This window comes from Arthrobacter sp. ZBG10 (assembly GCF_001238605.1).
Lineage (GTDB): Bacteria > Actinomycetota > Actinomycetes > Actinomycetales > Micrococcaceae > Arthrobacter.
Genome location: NZ_LFQH01000030.1, coordinates 1 through 19,432, shown reverse-complemented (window position 1 = coordinate 19,432; position 19,432 = coordinate 1). Strand labels below are relative to the sequence as shown.

Below are 19,432 nucleotides of genomic sequence, written 5' to 3'. Positions count from 1 at the left end.
TCCAGCACATCGGCGCGGGCTAGGGATAGGGTAATGAACAACAGAAGGGGGAGTTCTTCGATGGAGTACCAGAACCCGCAGCCCGGCCAGGGCGGCCTGGGCCCTGCCCCGTTGGTTCCTGCCGCAGGGGCAGGGTCGGGCAGGACTGTCATTTCCGAAACCGCCGTGGCGAAAGTGGCCGGTATTGCCGCCCGCGCCGTCCCCGGCGTCTATTCGCTGGGGTCCGGCCCGTCCAGGGCCCTCGGCGCGATCCGTGATGCCGTGGGCAGCACGGACCATGCCACCGGCGTCCATGCCGAGGTGGGCGAAACCCAGGTGGCGGTGGACATCAACCTCGTCGCCTCCTACGGCACACCCCTGCATTCGCTTGCCAACCAGGTGCGTGCCGCTGTTTACGGGGCCATCGAGGAACTCGTGGGCCTGCAGGTCATCGAGGTGAACGTGGAAATCACGGACGTCTTTGTTCCGCCGCCCGTCAAACCAACGGCATCCGGCACCACCGAACGGGAGGCGCTGCTGTGAACCTCACTCTCGCAGGAACGGCACTTGGCGCGTTCGTGGCGTTTATGTCCCTGCAGTTCGGCCTGTGGGGCTTCCTGATCTCGCTCCTGTTTATGGCCATTGGCGCCGTGCTGGGCCGGGCAGCGGAGGGCAAACTTGATCTGCGCGGTGTGCTGGACGCCATCACCGGCCGGCGCTCATCCTCATGAACCCGGGCGCGCCGGCCGTTTCCGGGCAGGTGCTCAGCGGCCACAACCGGATTAGCACCCAGGCCCTGACCAGCCTGGCGAAAGCCGCAGCGGCGCAGGCCCTGGGATGCGATGCCCAGGACGTGCGGGCCGACTGGGCGGACGACGGCGGCCTGCTGGCGCTATCGCTCGTGGCGCCCATCAGCATCCCGCCGCTGCGCGCGGCCGCGGCTGATCCGGCCAGGCTTCAGGCCTTCGGCGGCTCCATCTGGGAACGAACCGTCACGGCGAAAGCCCGGATCCTTGCCACGGTCACCGAACTCAGCGGTGCCCAGCTGAGCCGGGTTGACATCAGGATCAGCGGAGCCAGGATCAGCGAAGGAGGACGGGTCAAGTGACCACCGTCGACACCGGTCCTGAGGGGACCCGCAAAGCCAAACGGCACGGTGCCGCGGAACCGGACCCCGTCCTGCGCAGGATTGTGCACCGCGAAACCCACTCAAACCGGGCGGGCATTGCCATCTTTGCTGCCGTGCTGGTGGCCGGCCTGGCCGCGTACGGCCTGCTTGAAGCAGCCGTGCACGCCATCGGACAGCCCGCCTGGCTGATCGAGCCCCAGGTGGCAGCCGAACGGCTGGTCGACCTGCCGGCGGGGATCACTCCGCTGCTCCTGGGCGCCATCGGCGCGGTGATCGCCATGGCCGGCCTGATCTTCTTCCTTAACGGTGTCCTGCCCGGGCGCCGGGCCCGGCATCCGCTGGCCCTGCCAGGCCGCCATGCGGGCCACCATGCCGTGGTGGTGGATGACGAGGTCATCGCCTCATCGTTGGCCCGGCGCGCCCGGCTGGCCGCCAATGTCACCCCGGGACAGGTGATGGTGGTGGTCTCGCACCGGCAGGTCCTGGTCAACGTCCGCCCCACCTCCGGCGTGCCGGTGGAACAGGACGCCATCCTGGCGGCCGTGGCGGACGAGCTTGAGCAGATGGACCTGCAACCGGCCCCTGAGGTCCGCATCAACCTGACCCCGTCCGGAGTGATCGGCGCATGAACAGCACCCCCGGAACATTAAACCGGATCCTCATCACCCTCCTGGGCCTCGCGATGCTGGCTTTGGGCCTGCTGCTGGTGCTCCTGGCCGCAGTGCCTGCCGTGGCGTCCTGGTGGCATCCCTGGGCGGACGGAACCTGGAGCTCCGTCAACACCGCCTTCAACGCCACGCGTTTCCCGGGCCGCGCGGAAAGCTGGCTGTGGCTCCTGGTGGCCCTGGCATTGCTGGTCCTGATCGGCCTGATGGTGGCGTGGATCGCGCAGCAGGGCAAAGGCAGGTCCAACCTCCTCGCCTCCGAATACGATCCAGGCGAGGTCGCGGGAGATATCCGCATCGGCGGGGGAGTGGCGGAGCAGGCCCTTAGGCAGGCCCTCGCAGGGCGGCCGGACCTGGCAGGAGCCACGGTGGCGACCTACAACGTCAAGGGCATGCCCGCCCTGAAGGTCAAGCTCCTGCCGCGCCAGGGTGTTGCCCCGCACCTGCTGGCTGCCGAAATCTCTGACCTCCTCGGCGCGCTGGACGCCGTGGTGGGCCGCGAAACACCCGTGCTGATCCACATCGGCGCAGGCGCCCGGACCCGGTTTGGACGGGCGGAACGGGCCCGCTGAGGGGGCCGGTCCGGCGTTTGATCACCAATTGGACACAGCTGGTGTAAACGCTTGCATTTCTTGCTGGGAGTCCACTACTGTGATGGTCACCACGTCAATCGCACCAGGCGTAAGGTCCGTAACTCAGCGAGGAGTCACCAGTAATGAAGAACCGCAAATACCTGCTGCCGATTGCAGCCACCGGAATTGTGGCCCTGGCACTCACAGGATGCAGTAGCTCGGACAGTGGATCCGGAGACGCTTCCGTCGATTGTGCAAAGTATGAAAGCTACGGCAAGCATGACGGAAAGACCGTTTCCGTCTATTCCACGATCGTTGACCTTGAAGCCACCAACCTTGAAAAGACCTGGGCCGCTTTCGAGCAGTGCACGGGTGCAACCATCAAGTATGAGGGCAGCAAGGAATTCGAGACCCAGATCGGTGTCCGCGCGAAAGCCGGAAACGCCCCCAACATTGCCATCTTCCCGCAGCCCGGCCTGATGGCGGACCAGGCCCGCGCCGGCAACCTCAAGAAAGCACCGCAGGCCGTCTCGGACGCCGTGGACAAGAACTGGTCAGCGGACTGGAAGAAATACGGCACCGTGGACGGTGTCTTCTACACCGCTCCCATGCTCGCCAACGTCAAGGGCTACGTCTGGTACGCACCGAAAACGTTCGAGGATAAAGGCTGGACCGTCCCCAAAACGTGGGACGAAATGATGGACCTCTCCAAGAAGATCGCCGATGAAGGCGCCATGAAGCCTTGGTGTGCCGGTTTCGAGTCAGGTGAAGCCACGGGCTGGCCCGGCACGGACTGGATCGAGGACGTTGTCCTCCGCGCACAGGGACCGGAGGTTTACGACCAGTGGGTCAGCCACGGAATTCCCTTCAACGACCCCAAAATCGTTGACGCCTTTGATAAGGCAGGCGACATCCTGCTCGATGACAAGATGGTCAACGGCGGCTTCGGCGACGTCCGTTCCATCCTGACCACCGGATTCGCCCAGGCCGGCCAGCCGGTACTTGACGGCCAGTGCGCAATGCACCACCAGGCCAACTTCCAGGCCTCCAACTGGCCCGAAGGCACCTCCGTTGCACCCGACGGCGACGTCTGGGCGTTTATGACGCCACCGATCGACGAGTCCAAGGGCCAGGCCATCACCGGCGGCGGCGAAATGGTCGGCGCTTACAGCGACGCCCCCGAAGTCCAGGCTTTCCAGGCCTACCTGGCGAGCTCTGAATTCGCCAACGACCGCGTGAAGCTCGGCGGCGTCATCAGCGCGAACAAGGGCCTGGACCCGGCCAACGCGCAGACCGAGCTGGATAAGCTCTCCATCCAGCTCCTGCAGGACGAGAACACCGTCTTCCGCTTCGACGGTTCGGACCTCATGCCGGGCGCAGTAGGATCCAACTCCTTCTGGAAGGGCATCGTTTCGTGGATCAACGGCACCCCCGCCAAGCAGGTTGCCGACAGCATCGAAGGCAGCTGGCCCAAGAGCTGACCTCCCAGCTGTACGCTGCGCCCCAGCCACCGGTAGGTGCTGGGGCGCAGTGCTCCCCACTCTTCATTCTGATCCACGCATACCCCGGAGGTTGAGCCTTGGAATTCATCGGAGGAAAGCTCCTTCAGGTCGTGATCGCGCTGGCCATTTTTGCCGCGATCATTGGACTACTCATGTTGTTGGTGGACAGGGCCCCCAAGTCCGCCAAAGATAAGGTCACGGTGATCGGGTTCCTCGCACCGGCCGCGATCCTGCTGCTGGTTGGCCTGGTTTACCCGGCAGCCCAGACATCATTCCTGGCGTTCACGGATTCCGGGGGAAAGCTGAACGGCGTCGATAACTTCGTCTGGATGTTTACCCAACCGGAGGCCCTCGCCACGCTTCGCAATACCGTCATCTGGACCATCCTGGTCCCGTTGCTTTCCACCGTTTTTGGCCTTGCCTACGCCGTCTTCATTGACAAGGCCCGCGGCGAAAAGGTCCTGAAGGCCCTGGTCTTTATGCCTATGGCCATTTCGTTTGTCGGTGCCGGCATCATCTGGAAGCTGGTGTACGACTACCGCGGCCCTGGCATTGAACAGACCGGTGTGCTGAACGCACTCCGCGTTGCGTTGGGCCTGGACCCCAAGCAGTTCCTGCTGGACGCGCCGGGAAACACGATCTTCCTCATCATCGTTATGGTCTGGATCCAAACCGGGTTCGCCATGGTGATCCTTTCGGCCGCCATCAAGGGCGTCCCCGCTGAAATCGTCGAAGCCGCCCGCCTGGACGGTGCTAACCCGTGGCAGCAGTTCCGGAACGTCACCATCCCCGGCATCCGTGGCTCCCTTGTTGTGGTCCTAACCACCATTACCATCGCCACGCTCAAGGTCTTCGATATTGTGCGGACCATGACAGCCGGCAACTACGACACCTCGGTTGTTGCCAATGAAATGTATACGCAGGCGTTCCGCGCCGGTGAACCTGGCAGGGGTGCGGCCCTCGCGCTGATCCTCTTTATCCTGGTTCTGCCTATCGTGATCTACAACGCCCGCGTCCTCCGCCAGCAGAAGGAAATCCGATGACCGTCATGCCAGCGCCGGATGAGGCGGCGAAAAACACCCGCACCGCGACCAAAGCCAAGAGTGGTGGCCGGCCCTTGGATCCGGAAGATACCGGCCCCATCATGCGGCGGGTCAAGAACAGGCTGACGTCCCGCTGGGCCACCGCCGCGGCGGTGATCATCGCCGTTATCTGGACCATTCCCACCTTCGGTTTGCTGGTGTCATCGGTCCGGCCCGCGGCGAAGCAGGTGGGTCCACGCTCAGACGGCTGGTGGAACTTCTTCTCCGACTGGGACTTCACCTTCAAGAACTACGTGGACGTCACTGCTGCAGCTGGTTCGCAGTCCGCCAACCTCTCGCAGTACTTCGTCAACTCGCTGGCAATCGTTGTGCCCGTCACCGTGTTTGTCCTGGTGCTGGCCTCCATGGCGGCCTACATCTTCGCGTGGGGCAACTTCCGGGGCCGGGAAGCAGGATTCATCTTCGTCTTCGCGCTCCAGATCATCCCGCTCCAGATGGCGTTGATCCCGCTGCTCCAGTTGTTCACCCAGGTGCTGCAGATTCCGCCGGGCTCCTACACCCAGCTTTGGATCGCGCACACCATCTTTGGGCTGCCGCTCGGTATCTTCCTGCTGCATAACTTCATCTCGGAAATTCCGGGCGAAGTCATCGAGGCAGCCAAGGTCGATGGCGCCGGACACACCACCATTTTCTGGCGGATCATCCTGCCGCTGTCCGTCCCCGCTTTGGCGTCACTGGCCATCTTCCAGTTCCTCTGGGTCTGGAACGACCTGCTGGTTGCGTTGGTGTTCTCCGGCGGCACAGCGGACGTTGCACCGATCACCCAGCGGTTGGCTGAGATCTCGGGTACCCGCGGAAACCGGGACTACCTGAACCCGGCCGCCGCATTCGTGTCCATCATTGTGCCGCTGGCCGTGTTCTTCGGCCTCCAGCGCTACTTCGTCCGCGGTCTGATGGCCGGCGGGCTCAAGGGCTGACAAGAAGGTAGTGCTGCCATCCGGCGGGTGCGCACGTAACAGTGCGCCTCCGCCGGGCGGCCCTGCTATAACGTGGCGGGTGGCGGGGGCCTGGTAATCGTTAGGGACCGAAGAGGATATACAGTGGCAGGCAGTTCTGAGAGGTCGCAGCGAGGCGGCCATACGGGCATCAGCATCGAGGATGTGGCCGCCGCAGCCGGGGTATCAACCGCAACGGTGTCCAGGGCCGTCCGTGGACTTCCCAAAGTCTCTCCGGTTACCAGGCAAAAGATCCTTGAGGTCGCAGCCAGCCTGGGCTATGTGGCGTCGTCATCGGCTTCCGGGCTGGCCACCGGCCGCACCAGGACCATTGGCATCCTGGCGCCGTTTGTGAGCCGCTGGTTTTTCTCCAAAGCCATCGAAGGCGCCGACCGCGAGCTTTACGCGCGGAATTACAACCTGTCCCTTTACAACCTGGGTGGGCACGGCGGGAACAGGGTAAGGCTCTTCGACAAGACGATGGTCTACAAACAGATCGATGCGCTCTTGGTTCTCTGCATGGCTCTGAGCCACGAGGAACTGGAACATCTGCATAAAATCGAGATCCCCCTGATTGTGGTGGGCGGACACGTCGAGGAATGTTCCTACATCGGAATCGATGACTACGCCGCGGCATCCGTTGCCGTGCAGCACCTGGTGGACCTTGGCCACAGGGATATCGCCCTGGTCCACGGTGACAACCAGACGGACCTGAACTTCGATGTCCCGCGGGTCAGGATCCTTGCCTACCACGATGTGATGCGCAAGGCCGGCCTGGACCCGCAGCCCGGGTGGGAACAGTGGGGCGACTTCACCCTGCTGAGCGGCCAGGACGCGTTCCGAAGAATCTGGAACCTGCCCGGCCGGAAGCCCACCGCCATCTTTTGTGCATCGGATGAGATGGCCATGGGGGTGATATTCGAGGCCGCCCGCGCCGGCGTGAACGTACCCGGCGAGCTGTCGGTGATAGGGATAGATGACCACGACTTCTCTGAAGCCATGGGCTTGACGACGGTTGCCCAACGGCCTGACGAGCAGGCGGAGCTGGCCACCAAAATGCTTCTCGATGAACTTGACGGCCACGTGGGTGCCGTGAAATCCGCCGTCGCACGCCATGAACTGATCCTCAGGGCAACCACAGCTCCCCCGCGGGCCTAAGGTCGAGGCGGCCAGCCGTACCGGCGGCCGGGGAGCAGCTCAGGAAGCCCGGGCCAACTGGCGGATGGGGATCCAGCGGGATGCCAACCGCCGGTAGGCGGCTGCGGCGCCGGTCATGTCGCCTTCCGCCAGGCATTCGATGCCAAGCCGGATATCCATGGGCGAATCGTCCGGGTACACCTTGTCCGCTACGGCGCCGTAGTCCAGTTCCACCATGGACCCCACGTGGAACAGCTCCAGCCATTCGGTCAGCTGCGCCAGGTCATCCAGCATGTCCAGGTCCGGGGCCGCCAGCGTCAGGTTGGCCACCGCGTACCGGGCGCGCTCCAGCGCCTCCGTAATGGGCGCCCAGACCCGCACCGTCAGGATCCGCCCGGCAGATTCCACCACATCCTTGTGGTCAGACTCCGAAAACAGCGAAAACCAGCTGAACGGGATGCCCCACGTGGAAGCCCGGGTATGGACCCGGATGGACCCGTCCCTGGCCTTCACCTGGTCGATGCGCTCCTGGTGCCGGTCGCGCTGCTGCTCGGGAATCAGCAGTTCGGCGAGCGGCCCATGGATGCCTTCCATCAATGCGTTGGCCGCAAGGCCCGCCCGCAGGACCAGCTGGCTGGGGCAGTAGAGGAGTGCCGGGCCGGCGGCGTCTTCCGGAGCGGCGGCCGCACCCGACGGTTCACCGGTCCGGGGCGCGGCGGGCGCCGTCGTCACCCGGACGGTGTCAGTCCTGCCCGTGGGGAAAGGATCCCCGCCGGTCCGCGTGATGCGGCCCAGGGAGGCCAGCAGTTCGGCGTTTTCGACGGCGGCTCGCGAGGCGGTGCGCGCCCCGGCCGACTGGATGGCCGGGCGTTGTTCCGGCGGGAACGCGGACAGGGGCTCGTAGACCCGCAGGGTGGAGGAAAAGGGCAGCCCTGCCTGGCCCCGGTAGAGATTTCCGGTCACAGTGGCCTCCTGCGGCGGCTCCGGGGCTGGCTCATCAGTCCGCCAGGTCCACCAGGACGGGCGCGTGGTCCGAAGCGCCCTTGCCCTTGCGCTCCTCGCGGTCGATCGCCGCTCCGGTGACGCGGGAGGCCAAGGCGGGGGAGGCGAGGACAAAGTCGATGCGCATGCCTTCCTTCTTGGGGAAGCGGAGCTGGGTGTAATCCCAGTACGTGTACACGCCAGGGCCCGGGGTATAGGGCCGCACCACGTCCGTGAAGCCGGCGGTTTCAAAGGCGTGGAAGGCTTCCCGCTCCGGGGGGCTGACATGCGTGAAGTTGTTGTTGACGAACAGGTCGATGTCCCAGACATCGTCGTCGAACGGGGCGATGTTCCAGTCGCCCATCAGCGCCACCTGGGCCTGCGGATCCTGGTCAACGAGGTCCTGGGCGTGGGTTTTGAGGCTTTCGAGCCACTTGAGTTTGTACGGCATATGCTCGTCGTCCAGGGACCGGCCGTTGGGGACGTAGAGGCTCCAGATCCTGACGCCGCCGCAGGTGGCGGCGATGGCGCGGGCCTCCTGGACGGGGTCCTTGCCGGCTTTGCCGAACGCGGGCTGGTCCAGGAAGGTCCGCTCCACGTCGGCCAGGCCCACCCGGGAAGCAATGGCCACGCCGTTCCACTGGCTGAGCCCGAAGTGGGCCACCTCGTAGCCCATCCGCTCAAACAGCTCCCAGGGAAAGTTTTCGTCCTTGCACTTGGTCTCCTGGATGGCCAGGACATCGCAGTCGCTGCGCTGGAGCCAGGCTTCAACACGGTCGGCACGGGCACGGAGCGAATTTACATTCCAGGTAGCAATCTTCACACCCCTAACTTACCTTGGCGGTGCGGAGGCCGGTATTGACCCGCCGTCCCGTCCGCGCCGGCCTGCCGCGGCGGATGGTTGCGCGGCGCCGGCGGCGGGTATATTCGCAACCAGGCATGACCTGGATCACCTGCTGCGCTGCGGGGGCCATGGTTCCCCGGCCCCGGAAGGCACCGGAGCCGGGCCAGTCCGGCGGTGCAGCGCCGCCACGTTGGAAGGAAACAGATGACGGACAGCCCCAGCAGGACGGACCAAGGCGCAGTTCCGGCGGGTGCCGCGGCAGCCGCGGCGCAGCCCGAAGCGGCCGCAGAGGTGCTCTTCGAACGCCGGGGCTCCCTGGCGGTGGCGACGCTCAACCGGCCGCGGTCCGTAAACGCCCTCACCGCGGGCATGGTGGCGGACCTGCTGGCGACCCTCACCGACTGGGCAACGGACGACGCCGTAGCCACGGTCCTGATCCAGGGCGCCGGCGAGCGCGGGCTCTGCGCCGGCGGGGACATCGTTGCGATCTACGAGGACATGCTGCACGGCGGCAACCGGACAGCGGACTTCTGGCAAACGGAGTACCGGCTCAACGCCCTGATCGCCGCGTATCCCAAACCCTACGTGGCGCTGATGGACGGGCTGGTCCTGGGCGGCGGCGTGGGGATCTCCGCCCACGGGTCCGTCCGCGTGGTCACCGAGCGGACGCGCATGGGCATGCCGGAAACCACCATCGGTTTTGTCCCGGACGTGGGCGGTACCCTGCTCCTGGCCCGTGCCCCCGGCGAAACAGGAACCCACGCAGGCCTGACCGGCGCCCACCTGGACGCGGCCGACGCCCTGTTCCTGGGCCTGGCCGACCACTTTGTCCCCTCAACCAGCCTGCCCGGGCTCGTGGCGGCGCTGGAACACGAACCCGCGGCAGCCGCCGTCGGACGCTTCACGACGGAGGCGCCGCCCTCGGTGCTGGCCGGGCAGCGCGGCTGGATCGATACCTGCTATGCCGGAACGGATGCGGTGGAGATTGTCCGCAGCCTGCGCACTTACGCCAAGGACGGGGACGGGGACGCGGCTGCCGCGGCGGATGCCATCGAGTCCAAGTCGCCCACCGCGGTCGCCGTCACCCTGGCCGCCCTGCGGCGGGCCCGCGGCCTGGACCTGGCGGAAACCCTGGCCCAGGAATACCGGGTAGGCCTGCGTTTCCTGACGGCACCTGACTTCCGCGAGGGCATCCGGGCCCAGGTGGTGGACAAGGACCGGAACCCGCAATGGAAGCCGTCCACCCTGGCAGAGGTCCACCCGGACCGGGTGGACCGGTTCTTCGCGCCCCTGCCGGGGGAGGAACTGGACCTGCAGCCGGTCCCGTCAGACCGCAGGAGAGCCTGATCATGCCGGAATACCGCAGCATCGCCTTCCTGGGCCTGGGCCACATGGGCACGCCCATGGCCGCCAACCTGGTTAAGGCCGGCCACCGGGTGGCCGGGTTCGATGTGGTGCCGGCCGCCCGCGACGCGGCCCGCGCGGCCGGGATCCCCGTCAGCGGCAGCCCCCGCGAAGCCGTAGCCGGTGCGGACGTGGTGCTGACCATGTTCCCCAGCGGAGAGCACGTGCTGGCCGCCTACCAGGGCATCGACGGGGAGCCGGGGCTGCTGGCCGCCGCAGCGCCGGGCACGGTCTTCCTGGACTGCTCCACCATCAACGTCGCGGAGGCCCGGGAAGCTGCAGCGCTGACCGGCGCGGCGGGCCACACCTTTGTGGACGCGCCGGTGTCCGGGGGCGTGGCGGGTGCCGGAGCCGGAACCCTGACCTTCATGGTGGGGGCCCCGGCTGCTGGCTTCGCGGACATCCTGCCGCCGCTGGAGGTCATGGGCAAGCGTGTGGTCCACTGCGGGGACCACGGCGCCGGGCAGGCCGCCAAGATCTGCAACAACCTCATCCTGGGGGTATCCATGATCGCCGTCAGTGAAGCGTTTGTGCTGGGGGAGGAGCTGGGCCTGAGCCACCAGGCCTTGTTTGATGTGGCATCCGCAGCCTCCGGGCAGTGCTGGGCCCTGACCACCAACTGTCCCGTCCCGGGGCCTGTCCCCGGCAGCCCAGCCAACCGGGACTACCTGCCCGGGTTCGCCGGATCCCTCATGGCCAAGGACCTCAACCTGGCCGTCAACGCGCTCCGCAGCACCGGGGTGGCCGGCCGGCTGGGACCACTGGCGGCGGAAATCTACGATACGTTTGCCGCAGAAGGCGGTGCCTCCCGGGACTTCTCCGCGATCATCACGGACATCCGTGCCCGCTCGGAGCAGGAGCGTGGCGCCGCACCGGCACACCACGACGGGAGCCCTGAATGAGCGAATACAACAACATCCTGGTGGAACAGCGGGGCCGGGTTGGCCTGGTCACCCTCAACCGGCCGGAGGCGTTGAACGCCCTGGACAAAGCCACCATGGATGAACTGGTGGCGGCGGTGTCAGCCATGGATGCGGACCCCGGTACCGGTGCCGTGGTGATCACCGGCTCCGGCAAGGCCTTCGCCGCCGGCGCCGACATCAAGGAAATGGCGTCCCAGGGCTACATGGACATGTACGCGGCTGACTGGTTCCGGGGCTGGGAGGACTTCACCCGGCTGCGGATCCCCACCATCGCCGCGGTGTCCGGCTTCGCCCTGGGCGGCGGCTGTGAACTGGCCATGATGTGCGATCTCATCATCGCCGGCGACAACGCCAAGTTCGGCCAGCCGGAAATCAACCTGGGCGTGCTGCCCGGCATGGGCGGATCCCAGCGGCTCACCCGGGCCGTGGGCAAGGCCAAAGCCATGGACCTGATCCTTACTGGCAGGTTCATCGACGCCGCGGAGGCAGACCGCTGCGGCCTGGTGTCCCGCGTGGTCCCGGCCGGCGACGTGCTGGCCGAGGCCCTCACAACGGCCGGGCTGATCGCTGCCAAGTCCAAGCCCGTGGCCATGGCCGCCAAGGAAGCCGTGAACGCCGCCTTCGAGACCGGCCTCGCCCAGGGTGTCCTGTTCGAGCGCCGGCTCTTCCATTCCCTGTTCGCCACGGAGGACCAGAAGGAGGGCATGGCGGCATTCACGGAGAAGCGGCAGCCGGAGTTCAGGCACCGGTAAGGGCCAAAGCCTCCCGGTACGCGCGGAGGTCGCCGTCCATTTCGTCGGCCATCAGGGAGTTGTTGATCACGACGGCGGTCCACGCAGCCGCCGCGGCTGACGCCATCACCTGCGCCTTGATGTCCGTCACGTTCCCGGCCGCCCAGACTCCGGGGACGGCTGTGGCGCCCTCAGCATCGGCCGGGAGGTAATCGCCGATCCCCATCGGATGCGGCTCCGCCACCAGGCCCAGCCCCGCAAACCCGTCAAGGCGGGCGTGGACCCTGGCACCCACCACCAGGGCGTCCACCGCCACCTCCGGCCCGCCGGCCAGGACAACCCCCTTGAGCGCATCGTCCGCCACCCGCAGCGACTCCACCGGACCGGCCACCAGCTTGACGCCACGGGCGGCCAGCTGCTCCAGCTCCGCGTCCGTAGGGGTGACGGTGTCGTTGAGGAACAGTGTGACGTTGCTGCTCCACTGCCGGAACAGCAGGCTTTGGTGCACGGACCAGGGCCCGGCGCCCAGCACTCCGATGGCCCGGTCCCGGACTTCCCAGCCGTGGCAGAACGGGCAGTGCAGCACATCCTTGCCCCAGCGTTCGCGGAGCCCTTGGAGCTCCGGCAGTTCGTCCACCAGCCCTGTGGCAATCAGGAGCCGACGGCCGCGGAGCCGCTCGCCGCCGTCGAGCTCCACGTCGAAGCCCTGCTCCAGCCCACCGGCTGCGGACACCACCGCGCCGCGGACAATCCGGGCGCCATAGTTTTCGGCTTCCGCCCGTCCGGCGGCCAGCAGCTCCGCGGGGCTGACGCCGTCGCGGGCCAGGAAGCCGTGCACTCCCGCAGCCGGAGCGTTGCGCGGCTCCCCGCTGTCCACCACCGCCACGGACCGCCGGGTGCGGCCCAGCATCTGCGCGGCGCTCAGGCCGGCGGCGCCCCCGCCCACAATCACAACGTCATACATTGGGTTCCCTTGATTCGTCATGTTCCAAGGCTCCCGTCGCCCGGGCCGTTATGGCAAGCTTCGTTGCTGGTATGGCAAAATAGGCCCATGGGAGAGAACACGGAAGAGAGCCTCGATGATGTCCTGGCCGCGGTGGGCCCCCGGCTCAAGGCCCTGCGGCTCAGCCGCGACGTCACGCTGGCCGCGCTCGCCGACATTACGGGGATCTCCGTCAGCACCCTTTCCCGGCTGGAATCCGGCCAGCGCCGGCCCAACCTTGAGCTGTTGCTGCCGCTGGCCAAGGCGCACCAGGTTCCACTGGACGAACTGGTGGGCGCCCCGGCGACGGGCGACCCGCGCGTGCACCTGCGGCCCATCGAGGCGTACGGCATGACCATCATTCCGCTGACCCGGAAGCCCGGCGGCATCCAGGCCTACAAACACATTCTTCCCGCAGGCCCGATGCTGGCGCCCACCCCGCAGGTCCACGAGGGCTACGAGTGGCTGTACGTCCTCAACGGCAGGCTCCGGATGGTGCTGGGTGCACGCGACCTGGTGCTGGGGCCGGGCGAAGCCGTGGAGTTCGACACCCGGGTGCCGCACTGGTTCGGCCGGGCGGACGGCCGCGCGGTGGAATTCCTGAGCCTCTTCGGTACCCAGGGGGAACGCATCCACATCCGGGCCAAGCCTGCCAGCAAACAGCCAGCCACGTGAGGTAGAAAGGAGCAGGCGCGCATCGCGCCCCAGCCGCAGACCCAGGGGGAGCTCTTTTAGAATGTGGGCAGCAGCAGCCGTAGGATCCAGCGCCACTGACGGCCTCACCGGGATTGTGGGCGTCGCTGCCCGGGCCATCGAGAGCCTCGGGGAATGGGGTGTTGGCGCGTTCACCCTCGCCGAGACGGTGGTTCCACCCATCCCCAGCGAAGTGATCCTTCCCCTGGCCGGCTTCCTCGCCAAGCAGGGTTCGCTGAACCTGCTGCTGGTTTTCCTCACCAGCACCCTGGGCGCCTACCTCGGGGCGCTCCTGCTGTACTGGCTGGGCGCCAAGCTGGGGCTGGAACGGTCAATCCGGGGGCTGTCCCGGCTGCCGCTGGTGGACCGCGAAGACTTCGAACACGCCGCCGGCTGGTTCCGCCGCCACGGCCGGTCCTCCATCTTTTTTGGCAGGCTCCTCCCCGGCGTGCGGAGCCTCATCTCGCTGCCGGCAGGAGCCGCCGCGATGCCGCTGGGCACCTTCAGCCTGTTCACCCTGGCCGGCAGCGGCCTGTGGAACGGGGCCCTGATCGGACTGGGCTACCTGTTGGGAACCCAGTACCACCTCATTGAGCAATACTCGAAGTTCCTCAACTACGCTGTCTACGCCGCCATCGCCGTGGCGCTGGCACTGCTGATCATCCGGCGGGTCAGGCGCGCCCGGGCGAAAAGCTGACAGGCGCCGCGAGATCAACTCTCTCCTGGTGGGCCGGGCCGGGCCGTGACCGGCTACTCGGCCTTTCCCTGACCGGACCCTGCCCCGGGCAGGTGCGCCCCGGCGTAGATCCGCAGCGCATCCCGGACGAAGGCGGCGCCTGCAGTGCCGCCGTAGTTCGCAGCAAAGCGCGGATCCGCCACGTACATGTCCGCCAGTCCCAGCACGTAGCCGCGGGTATCGCCGCCGTCGTCCGACGCCGGTGTGCCCGGGATCGACGTCAGCCAGGCCACGTGCCGCCGGGCCAGGTCCTGCGCACCGGCGCTGCCCGGGTCCACTCCGCCGGTTGCCGCGGCAATCCAATCCCTGCCGAGGCCGGCGACCCTGGCTTTCCAGGCCTGCTGTTCAGCCGGGCCCATGCCCCGCCACCAGGCGTCACTGCGGGCATAGGTGTCCTTGCCCCAGCGCTCCTCCACCTCGTCCTTGTACTGCGTATGGTCAAAGCCGTCGAACATTTCTTCCGCCACCGGGTCGCCTCCTGTTGATACTGTCCTGATCGTTTTACTGACGGATGCCATCTGCCGGGCCAACCGCTCCTGCTCCTGGCCCAGCCACTCCAGGTGCCGGCCCAAGGCCGTCACGGTGTCCGTCTGGTTCCGGAAGACCTCCGCGATGGCAGGCAACCCCAGCCCCAGTTCGCGCAGCAGGAGGATCCGCTGCAGCGCAAGGAGAGCGTCGCCGTCGTAATAGCGGTACCCGTTGCTGCCCACCCTGCTGGGTTTCAGCAGCCCCACATCGTCGTAGTGGCGAAGGGTGCGGCTGGTGGTGCCGGCCAGTTTTGCGATGTCCTGGATGGGCCAGTCCCGCCGGAGTGCTTCCATGCTCTGAGCGTACGGGTTGACGCTGCGTCAACGTCAAGAACTCTTTTTCCGGAAGTTCCCGCAGGCGCTCAGCGCCGGTGCCTGCGGCGTGCCTGGCGGGCCAGCCGGGTGAAGGAAAAAACGAAAACTGCCTCAATCAGGACCATCAGCCCGGCCGGCAGCCACTGGCCCATGGCGACGAAGAAGATGAAGCCCGTAAGCACCAGCGCGGTACCCAGCGCCAGCGTGTAAATGGCGAAGCCCAGCGCCACCCTGCCGCTGCGGACGCCCGTCCGGAAACCGAAGCCGTGGGGTTCGCCGCCGGGCTGGCCGGGCACACGGTCGGGAACGGCAGGCCCCAGCCTGTCGAACTCCTCCCACGGGTCCCTTTCCGGGTCCTGTCCGGTCATGCTCCGATTATTGCAAACCGGGGCTGGTGGTGTGCCGGGCACAAAAAAGCGGCCCCGCCAACGTGATGTTGACGGAGCCGCCTGACGGGCGTGCCCCGGCCGGAGCCGGGAGTACCTAAGTCTTAGAGCGGGCGGATGTTCTCTGCCTGCGGGCCCTTGGGGCCCTGGGTCACATCGAATTCGACCTTCTGGTTTTCGTCCAGTGAGCGGTAACCGCTGCTGGCGATTGCCGAGTAGTGTGCGAAAACGTCAGCGGACCCGTCATCGGGGGCAATGAAGCCAAAACCCTTTTCGGCGTTGAACCATTTAACTGTGCCTGTTGCCATGGCTGCATTCCTTCATGTGACTCTGATTCTCTCTCCGGGTATCAACCCGAAGTGTGCGGAGAACGTCCCCCGCCATCCCAACGTACGGGGCGGAAGGCCTGCGTGCAAGGGTTTGACGTGTTTGGCGTCGTCAACGCATGCCTTCGCGGCGGATTGCGGTGGCAATCGCAGCGGCCCGGGTGTCCACTCCGAGCTTGCCGTAGATGTGCGCCAGGTGCGTTTTGACGGTGGCTTCCGAGATAAAAAGCCGCTTGCCCAGCTCCCGGTTGCTCAGGCCTTCGGTGAGCAGGCTGAGCAGCTCGGCCTCCCGCGGCGTCAGGATCTCCCCGGGGTTGCGCAGCTGCTGGAACAGCCGCGACGCCACCGGGGGACTCATCACGCTTTTACCCTCGACGGCGCCGCGGACGGCTGCAAAAATTTCACCCGGTGCCGCGTCCTTGAGCAGGTAGCCCATGGCGCCGGCGTCCACCGCCCGGACAATATCCGCATCCGAGTCATATGTGGTGAAAACCAGGATGGCCTGCCGGGGGTTGAACGCACGGAGCTGCCGGACGGCCTCGATGCCGTCCATGCCCGCGCCCATTGCCAGGTCCATCACCACCACCGCAGGCTGGAGTTCCGGCACCAGGGCCAGGGCTTCCTCCCCGGACGCCGCTTCACCCACCACCTCGATGCCGGGCTGGGTTCCCAGCAACGCCCGCAGTCCGCGGCGCACCACAAGGTGGTCATCCACCAGCAGCACCCGGATGGCCGTCACAAGGCACCGCCCCGGTTTTGCTCCGTCAGCGGGGCGGCCGGCAGCTGGGCTGCGACGATTGTGCCTTCCCCGGGGCCGCTTTCCACTGCGAAAACGCCGCCCAGCTGCTCCACCCGTTGCCGCATGGCGCGCAGGCCGTACCCGCCCGCGTCCGACGGCGGTGCTGCCGCCAGCGGATCGAAGCCCGCTCCGTCGTCGTAAATGTCCAGGGTGACGGCCCCGGGCAGGTAACCGAGGGTCACGGTTGCTGCCGTGGCGCCCGCGTGCAGGCGGGTGTTGGCAGCTGCGCTCTGCACCACGCGCAGGAGGGCGTGGCGGACCTCTGCCGGGACCTCCCGCGGGTCTCCGGTGACCAGTAGCCGGGCCGCGGGCATGTACTGGCGGGCCGCGATCAGCAGGGCCTCGGGCAGGGGCGAAGTGTCCAGGCCGGGGGACGCCAGTTCATGGACCAGGCTGCGGGTCTCGGAGAGGTTGCTTCGCAGCAGGCCGGTGGCCTGGTGCAGGCCCGCTTTCGCCGCAGGGGCGGGCCAGGCCCGGTCCGCGGCTTCAAGCAGCAGCAGGCTGCTGGCCAGGCCCTGCGTCACGGTGTCGTGGATCTCCCGGGAGACGCGCTCCCGTTCGGCGATGGTGCCGGCACGGCGCTCGCTGGCCGCCAGGCCCGCCTGCGCCTGAGAAATTTCCGCGTGCAGGCGAACCTGTTCGTTGGCATCATGCGCGATCCTGTCGTGGACAAGCGTGAGCATCAGGCCCACGGCCAGCGGGCCCAAAACCATTGCCGGATCCGTGCCGTCGCTGAGCCGGAAGAGCCCCGCGGCCGTGGCAAACGCCGTGGCGCCGGCCGCGACGTACGCAGCGGTGCCGGTCAAAGCCCGGCGGGCCAGGAAAAAGAGCGCAAAGGAGCACCAGGCGAAGCTGGGCGCCGCGATAACCAGGCCGGACCAGACGGCCACGAGTGCGAACATCCACGCCATACCGGGCCGGCCGCGTTCGGCCAGGACGGCGACGGCCGCGTAGAGCAGGCACGCAGCGGCCGCCAGTCCCAGGACCAGGACGTTGTCCGTGGCGCTGTGCCGCATAAGATACCGCACCGCGGAGGCCACCAGCAGCACAGCGAAACCAAGATGCACGGCCGCGCCGATGCTGCCCCAGCGGGTGCCGGGAGTGCCGGCGGAGCCGGTGCTGGGGAAGGGAGCCATGAGGTTTTCCGATGCTGTTGCGGGACGTCCCCTCCATGCTAGGGCGCCGGGTCCGCCCGGGTCTCTCAGCCATTTGGCTGATTCCAGGCGCCATAAGTGGCAGCCGACCACAGACCAACGCCCGATGGCAGGCGTCCGATGCGCCGGAAGGATTGAAGCCAGCACCCGCTCCTCCTCCTCCGACCAAGGGAAACACCATGAAAAAGTCCACAAAAACGTTTGCGGTCGCAGCCACGGCACTGCTGCTGGCCACCGCCGGCGCCACGGCCGCCGCCAACGCCGGTGCCACCGCGGGGCCCGCTGCAGCCGGGGCCGTTGCCGGCGCTGCAACTGTTCCCGCGGCCCTCCCGGCGGCTGACGTCCAGCCGGTCCCCGCCAACGCGGTGCAGCAGGACCGGATCACGGCCGGTGCCTCAGCTGCGGCGGTGGGCGCTGCCCTGGCCAAGTGCCAGGCGGACAAGCTCCCGTTTGTGACGGTGGCGCTGGTGGACCGGTTCGGGACCGTCCAGGCGGTGCTACGGGGCGATAACGCCGCGGCGCACACCATCGAGGCCGCCAAGCAGAAGGCCTACACCGCCGCCGCGTTCGGTGCCCCCACCAGTGAACTGGCCCGGCGCATCAACGGCCCCGGCCCGTCCATTGCGGACCTGCCCGGCACGCTCTTCCTGGCCGGCGGCGTGCCGCTGAAGGTCAACGGGGTTTCTGTTGCCGGCATCGGCGTGGGCGGCGCTCCGGACGGTGCGCTGGATGAGGCCTGCGCATCCGCCGGGGCAGCGGTGCTGGCCGGAACCGGCAAGTAGGCTGGGCGGCATGCGGCACTACCTGACCTGGACCCGGCCCCTGGCCCTCGCCCCGCTGGTGGCCGCCGCCGGGCTGGTTTTGTGCCTGTCCGGCTGCGAGGCGGGTTCCTCCTCGCCCGGTACCCCGTCGCCCGGTGCCGCCACGGCTGAGCCCACAGCCACCCGCCCGGTTCCAGCAGTGCCGGCCCCCTCAGCGGCTGATTCCGGCACTGCGGCTGCACCCGTCACCACTGCGCCGGTGCGCTCGCCCGACGCCCAGGCGCAGCTGGACCGGGACCTGATTACAGCGGCCAAGGCCAACAACGCGCCCCTGGTGCAGGAACTCATCGGCCGAGGAGGAAACGTCAATGCCAAGGATGACATCTCGGATTCGGCGTTCCTCTACGCCGGCGCCGAGGGGTTCAACGAGGTGCTCCAGCTGACCCTTGCGGCAGGGGCCGATGTGGCCAGCACTAACAGGTACGGCGGCACAGCCCTGATCCCGGCCAGCGAGCACGGCCATGTGGAGACGGTGCAACTTCTGCTCGCCGCCGGGGTCCCCGTCAACCATGTGAACAACCTGGGCTGGACCGCCATGCAGGAAGCGATCCTGCTCAACTCCGGCGGCCCCAACCAGCAGGAAGTGGTGCGGCTGCTCCTCGCGGCAGGCGCCGACCCCAACATCCGGGATCCGGAAGGCCGCACCGCCCTGCAGAACGCCGAGCGGCTGGGCTTTGGGCAGATTGCAGCCCTGCTCCGGCCGGCTTCCTAGCAGCCGCCCGCCCCGCTGACGTTACCCATCTTTGCCGGCCCACGACGGCGGTGCGCCGCCTTTTGAAGGCCTGTCT

General features: G+C 67.3%; 24 protein-coding genes. 16 read left to right on the top strand and 8 right to left on the bottom strand.

All coding sequences use genetic code 11. The annotated features are described in order from the left end of the window. The first annotated feature begins 60 nt into the window (after nt 1-60). From ACU18_RS07640 to ACU18_RS07600, 9 genes are all read left to right on the top strand, one after another. The gene (locus tag ACU18_RS07640; protein ID WP_050684941.1) at nt 61-522 is read left to right on the top strand and encodes an Asp23/Gls24 family envelope stress response protein; all 462 of its coding nucleotides are present in this window, start codon (nt 61-63) and stop codon (nt 520-522) included. Then, a complete protein-coding gene (locus ACU18_RS07635; RefSeq protein WP_050684940.1) occupies nt 519-710 on the top strand; it encodes a hypothetical protein in 192 nt (63 codons plus the stop codon). The genes ACU18_RS07640 and ACU18_RS07635 overlap by 4 nt, the downstream gene beginning before the upstream one ends. Continuing rightward, a complete protein-coding gene (locus ACU18_RS07630; RefSeq protein ID WP_050684939.1) occupies nt 707-1,087 on the top strand; it encodes a hypothetical protein in 381 nt (126 codons plus the stop codon). The genes ACU18_RS07635 and ACU18_RS07630 overlap by 4 nt, the downstream gene beginning before the upstream one ends. Next, entirely contained in the window at nt 1,084-1,737 is a 654-nt protein-coding gene (locus ACU18_RS07625) for a hypothetical protein (protein ID WP_050684938.1), read from the top strand. Before ACU18_RS07630 ends, ACU18_RS07625 begins: the two co-directional genes overlap by 4 nt. Further along, nucleotides 1,734-2,345 carry a hypothetical protein gene (locus ACU18_RS07620; RefSeq protein ID WP_050684937.1) on the top strand — a complete coding sequence of 204 codons (612 nt, stop codon included), beginning with the start codon at nt 1,734-1,736 and terminating at the stop codon, nt 2,343-2,345. Before ACU18_RS07625 ends, ACU18_RS07620 begins: the two co-directional genes overlap by 4 nt. A 143-nt stretch (nt 2,346-2,488) precedes the next feature. Beyond that, entirely contained in the window at nt 2,489-3,826 is a 1,338-nt protein-coding gene (locus ACU18_RS07615) for an ABC transporter substrate-binding protein (protein WP_050684936.1), read from the top strand. Nucleotides 3,827-3,924: 98 nt separating this feature from the next. After that, a complete protein-coding gene (locus ACU18_RS07610; protein WP_050684935.1) occupies nt 3,925-4,890 on the top strand; it encodes a carbohydrate ABC transporter permease in 966 nt (321 codons plus the stop codon). After that, a complete protein-coding gene (locus tag ACU18_RS07605; protein WP_050684934.1) occupies nt 4,887-5,867 on the top strand; it encodes a carbohydrate ABC transporter permease in 981 nt (326 codons plus the stop codon). Before ACU18_RS07610 ends, ACU18_RS07605 begins: the two co-directional genes overlap by 4 nt. Before the next feature lie 123 nt (nt 5,868-5,990). Further along, entirely contained in the window at nt 5,991-7,043 is a 1,053-nt protein-coding gene (locus ACU18_RS07600; RefSeq protein WP_050684933.1) for a LacI family DNA-binding transcriptional regulator, read from the top strand. A 39-nt stretch (nt 7,044-7,082) separates the two neighbouring features. Here ACU18_RS07600 and ACU18_RS07595 read toward each other — a convergent pair whose 3' ends face one another. Next, nucleotides 7,083-7,985, bottom strand: coding sequence for a hypothetical protein (locus tag ACU18_RS07595; protein WP_050684932.1), 903 nt, complete (start codon nt 7,983-7,985; stop codon nt 7,083-7,085). 34 nt (nt 7,986-8,019) lie between these two features. Then, on the bottom strand, nt 8,020-8,826 hold the full coding sequence (locus ACU18_RS07590; protein WP_050684931.1) for an exodeoxyribonuclease III: 807 nt from the start codon (nt 8,824-8,826) through the stop codon (nt 8,020-8,022). Nucleotides 8,827-9,051: 225 nt separating this feature from the next. Between ACU18_RS07590 and ACU18_RS07585 the strand changes: the two genes are divergently transcribed. Genes ACU18_RS07585 through ACU18_RS07575 form a run of 3 tightly spaced genes read left to right on the top strand, consistent with a single transcriptional unit; the run spans nt 9,052 to nt 11,926 of the window. Continuing rightward, nucleotides 9,052-10,194, top strand: a complete 1,143-nt coding sequence (locus tag ACU18_RS07585) for an enoyl-CoA hydratase/isomerase family protein (RefSeq protein WP_082178232.1) — start codon at nt 9,052-9,054, stop codon at nt 10,192-10,194. Between the two features lie 2 nt (nt 10,195-10,196). Then, nucleotides 10,197-11,153 carry a 3-hydroxyisobutyrate dehydrogenase gene (mmsB, locus tag ACU18_RS07580; protein ID WP_050684930.1) on the top strand — a complete coding sequence of 319 codons (957 nt, stop codon included), beginning with the start codon at nt 10,197-10,199 and terminating at the stop codon, nt 11,151-11,153. Then, nucleotides 11,150-11,926 (top strand): enoyl-CoA hydratase, encoded by a 777-nt coding sequence (locus tag ACU18_RS07575; protein ID WP_050684929.1) that lies wholly within the window; start codon nt 11,150-11,152, stop codon nt 11,924-11,926. Before mmsB ends, ACU18_RS07575 begins: the two co-directional genes overlap by 4 nt. On the opposite strand, the gene ACU18_RS07570 is transcribed toward ACU18_RS07575, so the two are convergent. Then, a complete protein-coding gene (locus tag ACU18_RS07570) occupies nt 11,913-12,869 on the bottom strand; it encodes an NAD(P)/FAD-dependent oxidoreductase (protein WP_231686024.1) in 957 nt (318 codons plus the stop codon). The genes ACU18_RS07575 and ACU18_RS07570 overlap by 14 nt on opposite strands. Nucleotides 12,870-12,956: 87 nt before the next feature. Here ACU18_RS07570 and ACU18_RS07565 point away from each other — a divergent pair, with 87 nt between their 5' ends. After that, nucleotides 12,957-13,562, top strand: coding sequence for a helix-turn-helix domain-containing protein (locus ACU18_RS07565; protein ID WP_050684927.1), 606 nt, complete (start codon nt 12,957-12,959; stop codon nt 13,560-13,562). Nucleotides 13,563-13,623: 61 nt separating this feature from the next. Further along, nucleotides 13,624-14,277, top strand: a complete 654-nt coding sequence (locus ACU18_RS07560) for a DedA family protein (protein ID WP_050684926.1) — start codon at nt 13,624-13,626, stop codon at nt 14,275-14,277. A gap of 53 nt (nt 14,278-14,330) precedes the next feature. Here the strand turns inward: ACU18_RS07560 and ACU18_RS07555 are convergent, their stop codons facing one another. The 5 genes from ACU18_RS07555 to ACU18_RS07535 form a co-directional block, all read right to left on the bottom strand. Next, the gene (locus tag ACU18_RS07555; protein ID WP_050684925.1) at nt 14,331-15,137 is read right to left on the bottom strand and encodes a MerR family transcriptional regulator; all 807 of its coding nucleotides are present in this window, start codon (nt 15,135-15,137) and stop codon (nt 14,331-14,333) included. Between the two features lie 68 nt (nt 15,138-15,205). Beyond that, nucleotides 15,206-15,526: a hypothetical protein gene (locus ACU18_RS07550; RefSeq protein ID WP_050684924.1), complete on the bottom strand. Its 321-nt coding sequence runs from the start codon at nt 15,524-15,526 to the stop codon at nt 15,206-15,208. Nucleotides 15,527-15,648: 122 nt separating this feature from the next. After that, nucleotides 15,649-15,852, bottom strand: a complete 204-nt coding sequence (locus tag ACU18_RS07545) for a cold-shock protein (protein WP_013599688.1) — start codon at nt 15,850-15,852, stop codon at nt 15,649-15,651. 130 nt (nt 15,853-15,982) lie between these two features. Continuing rightward, nucleotides 15,983-16,609 carry a response regulator gene (locus ACU18_RS07540; protein WP_050684923.1) on the bottom strand — a complete coding sequence of 209 codons (627 nt, stop codon included), beginning with the start codon at nt 16,607-16,609 and terminating at the stop codon, nt 15,983-15,985. Then, the gene (locus tag ACU18_RS07535) at nt 16,606-17,805 is read right to left on the bottom strand and encodes a sensor histidine kinase (RefSeq protein ID WP_050684922.1); all 1,200 of its coding nucleotides are present in this window, start codon (nt 17,803-17,805) and stop codon (nt 16,606-16,608) included. The genes ACU18_RS07540 and ACU18_RS07535 overlap by 4 nt, the downstream gene beginning before the upstream one ends. A gap of 197 nt (nt 17,806-18,002) precedes the next feature. Here ACU18_RS07535 and ACU18_RS07530 point away from each other — a divergent pair, with 197 nt between their 5' ends. Both ACU18_RS07530 and ACU18_RS07525 read left to right on the top strand, forming a co-directional pair. Beyond that, a complete protein-coding gene (locus ACU18_RS07530) occupies nt 18,003-18,605 on the top strand; it encodes a GlcG/HbpS family heme-binding protein (RefSeq protein WP_050684921.1) in 603 nt (200 codons plus the stop codon). Between the two features lie 10 nt (nt 18,606-18,615). After that, nucleotides 18,616-19,356, top strand: a complete 741-nt coding sequence (locus ACU18_RS07525) for an ankyrin repeat domain-containing protein (RefSeq protein ID WP_050684920.1) — start codon at nt 18,616-18,618, stop codon at nt 19,354-19,356. Nucleotides 19,357-19,432 lie beyond the last annotated feature (76 nt).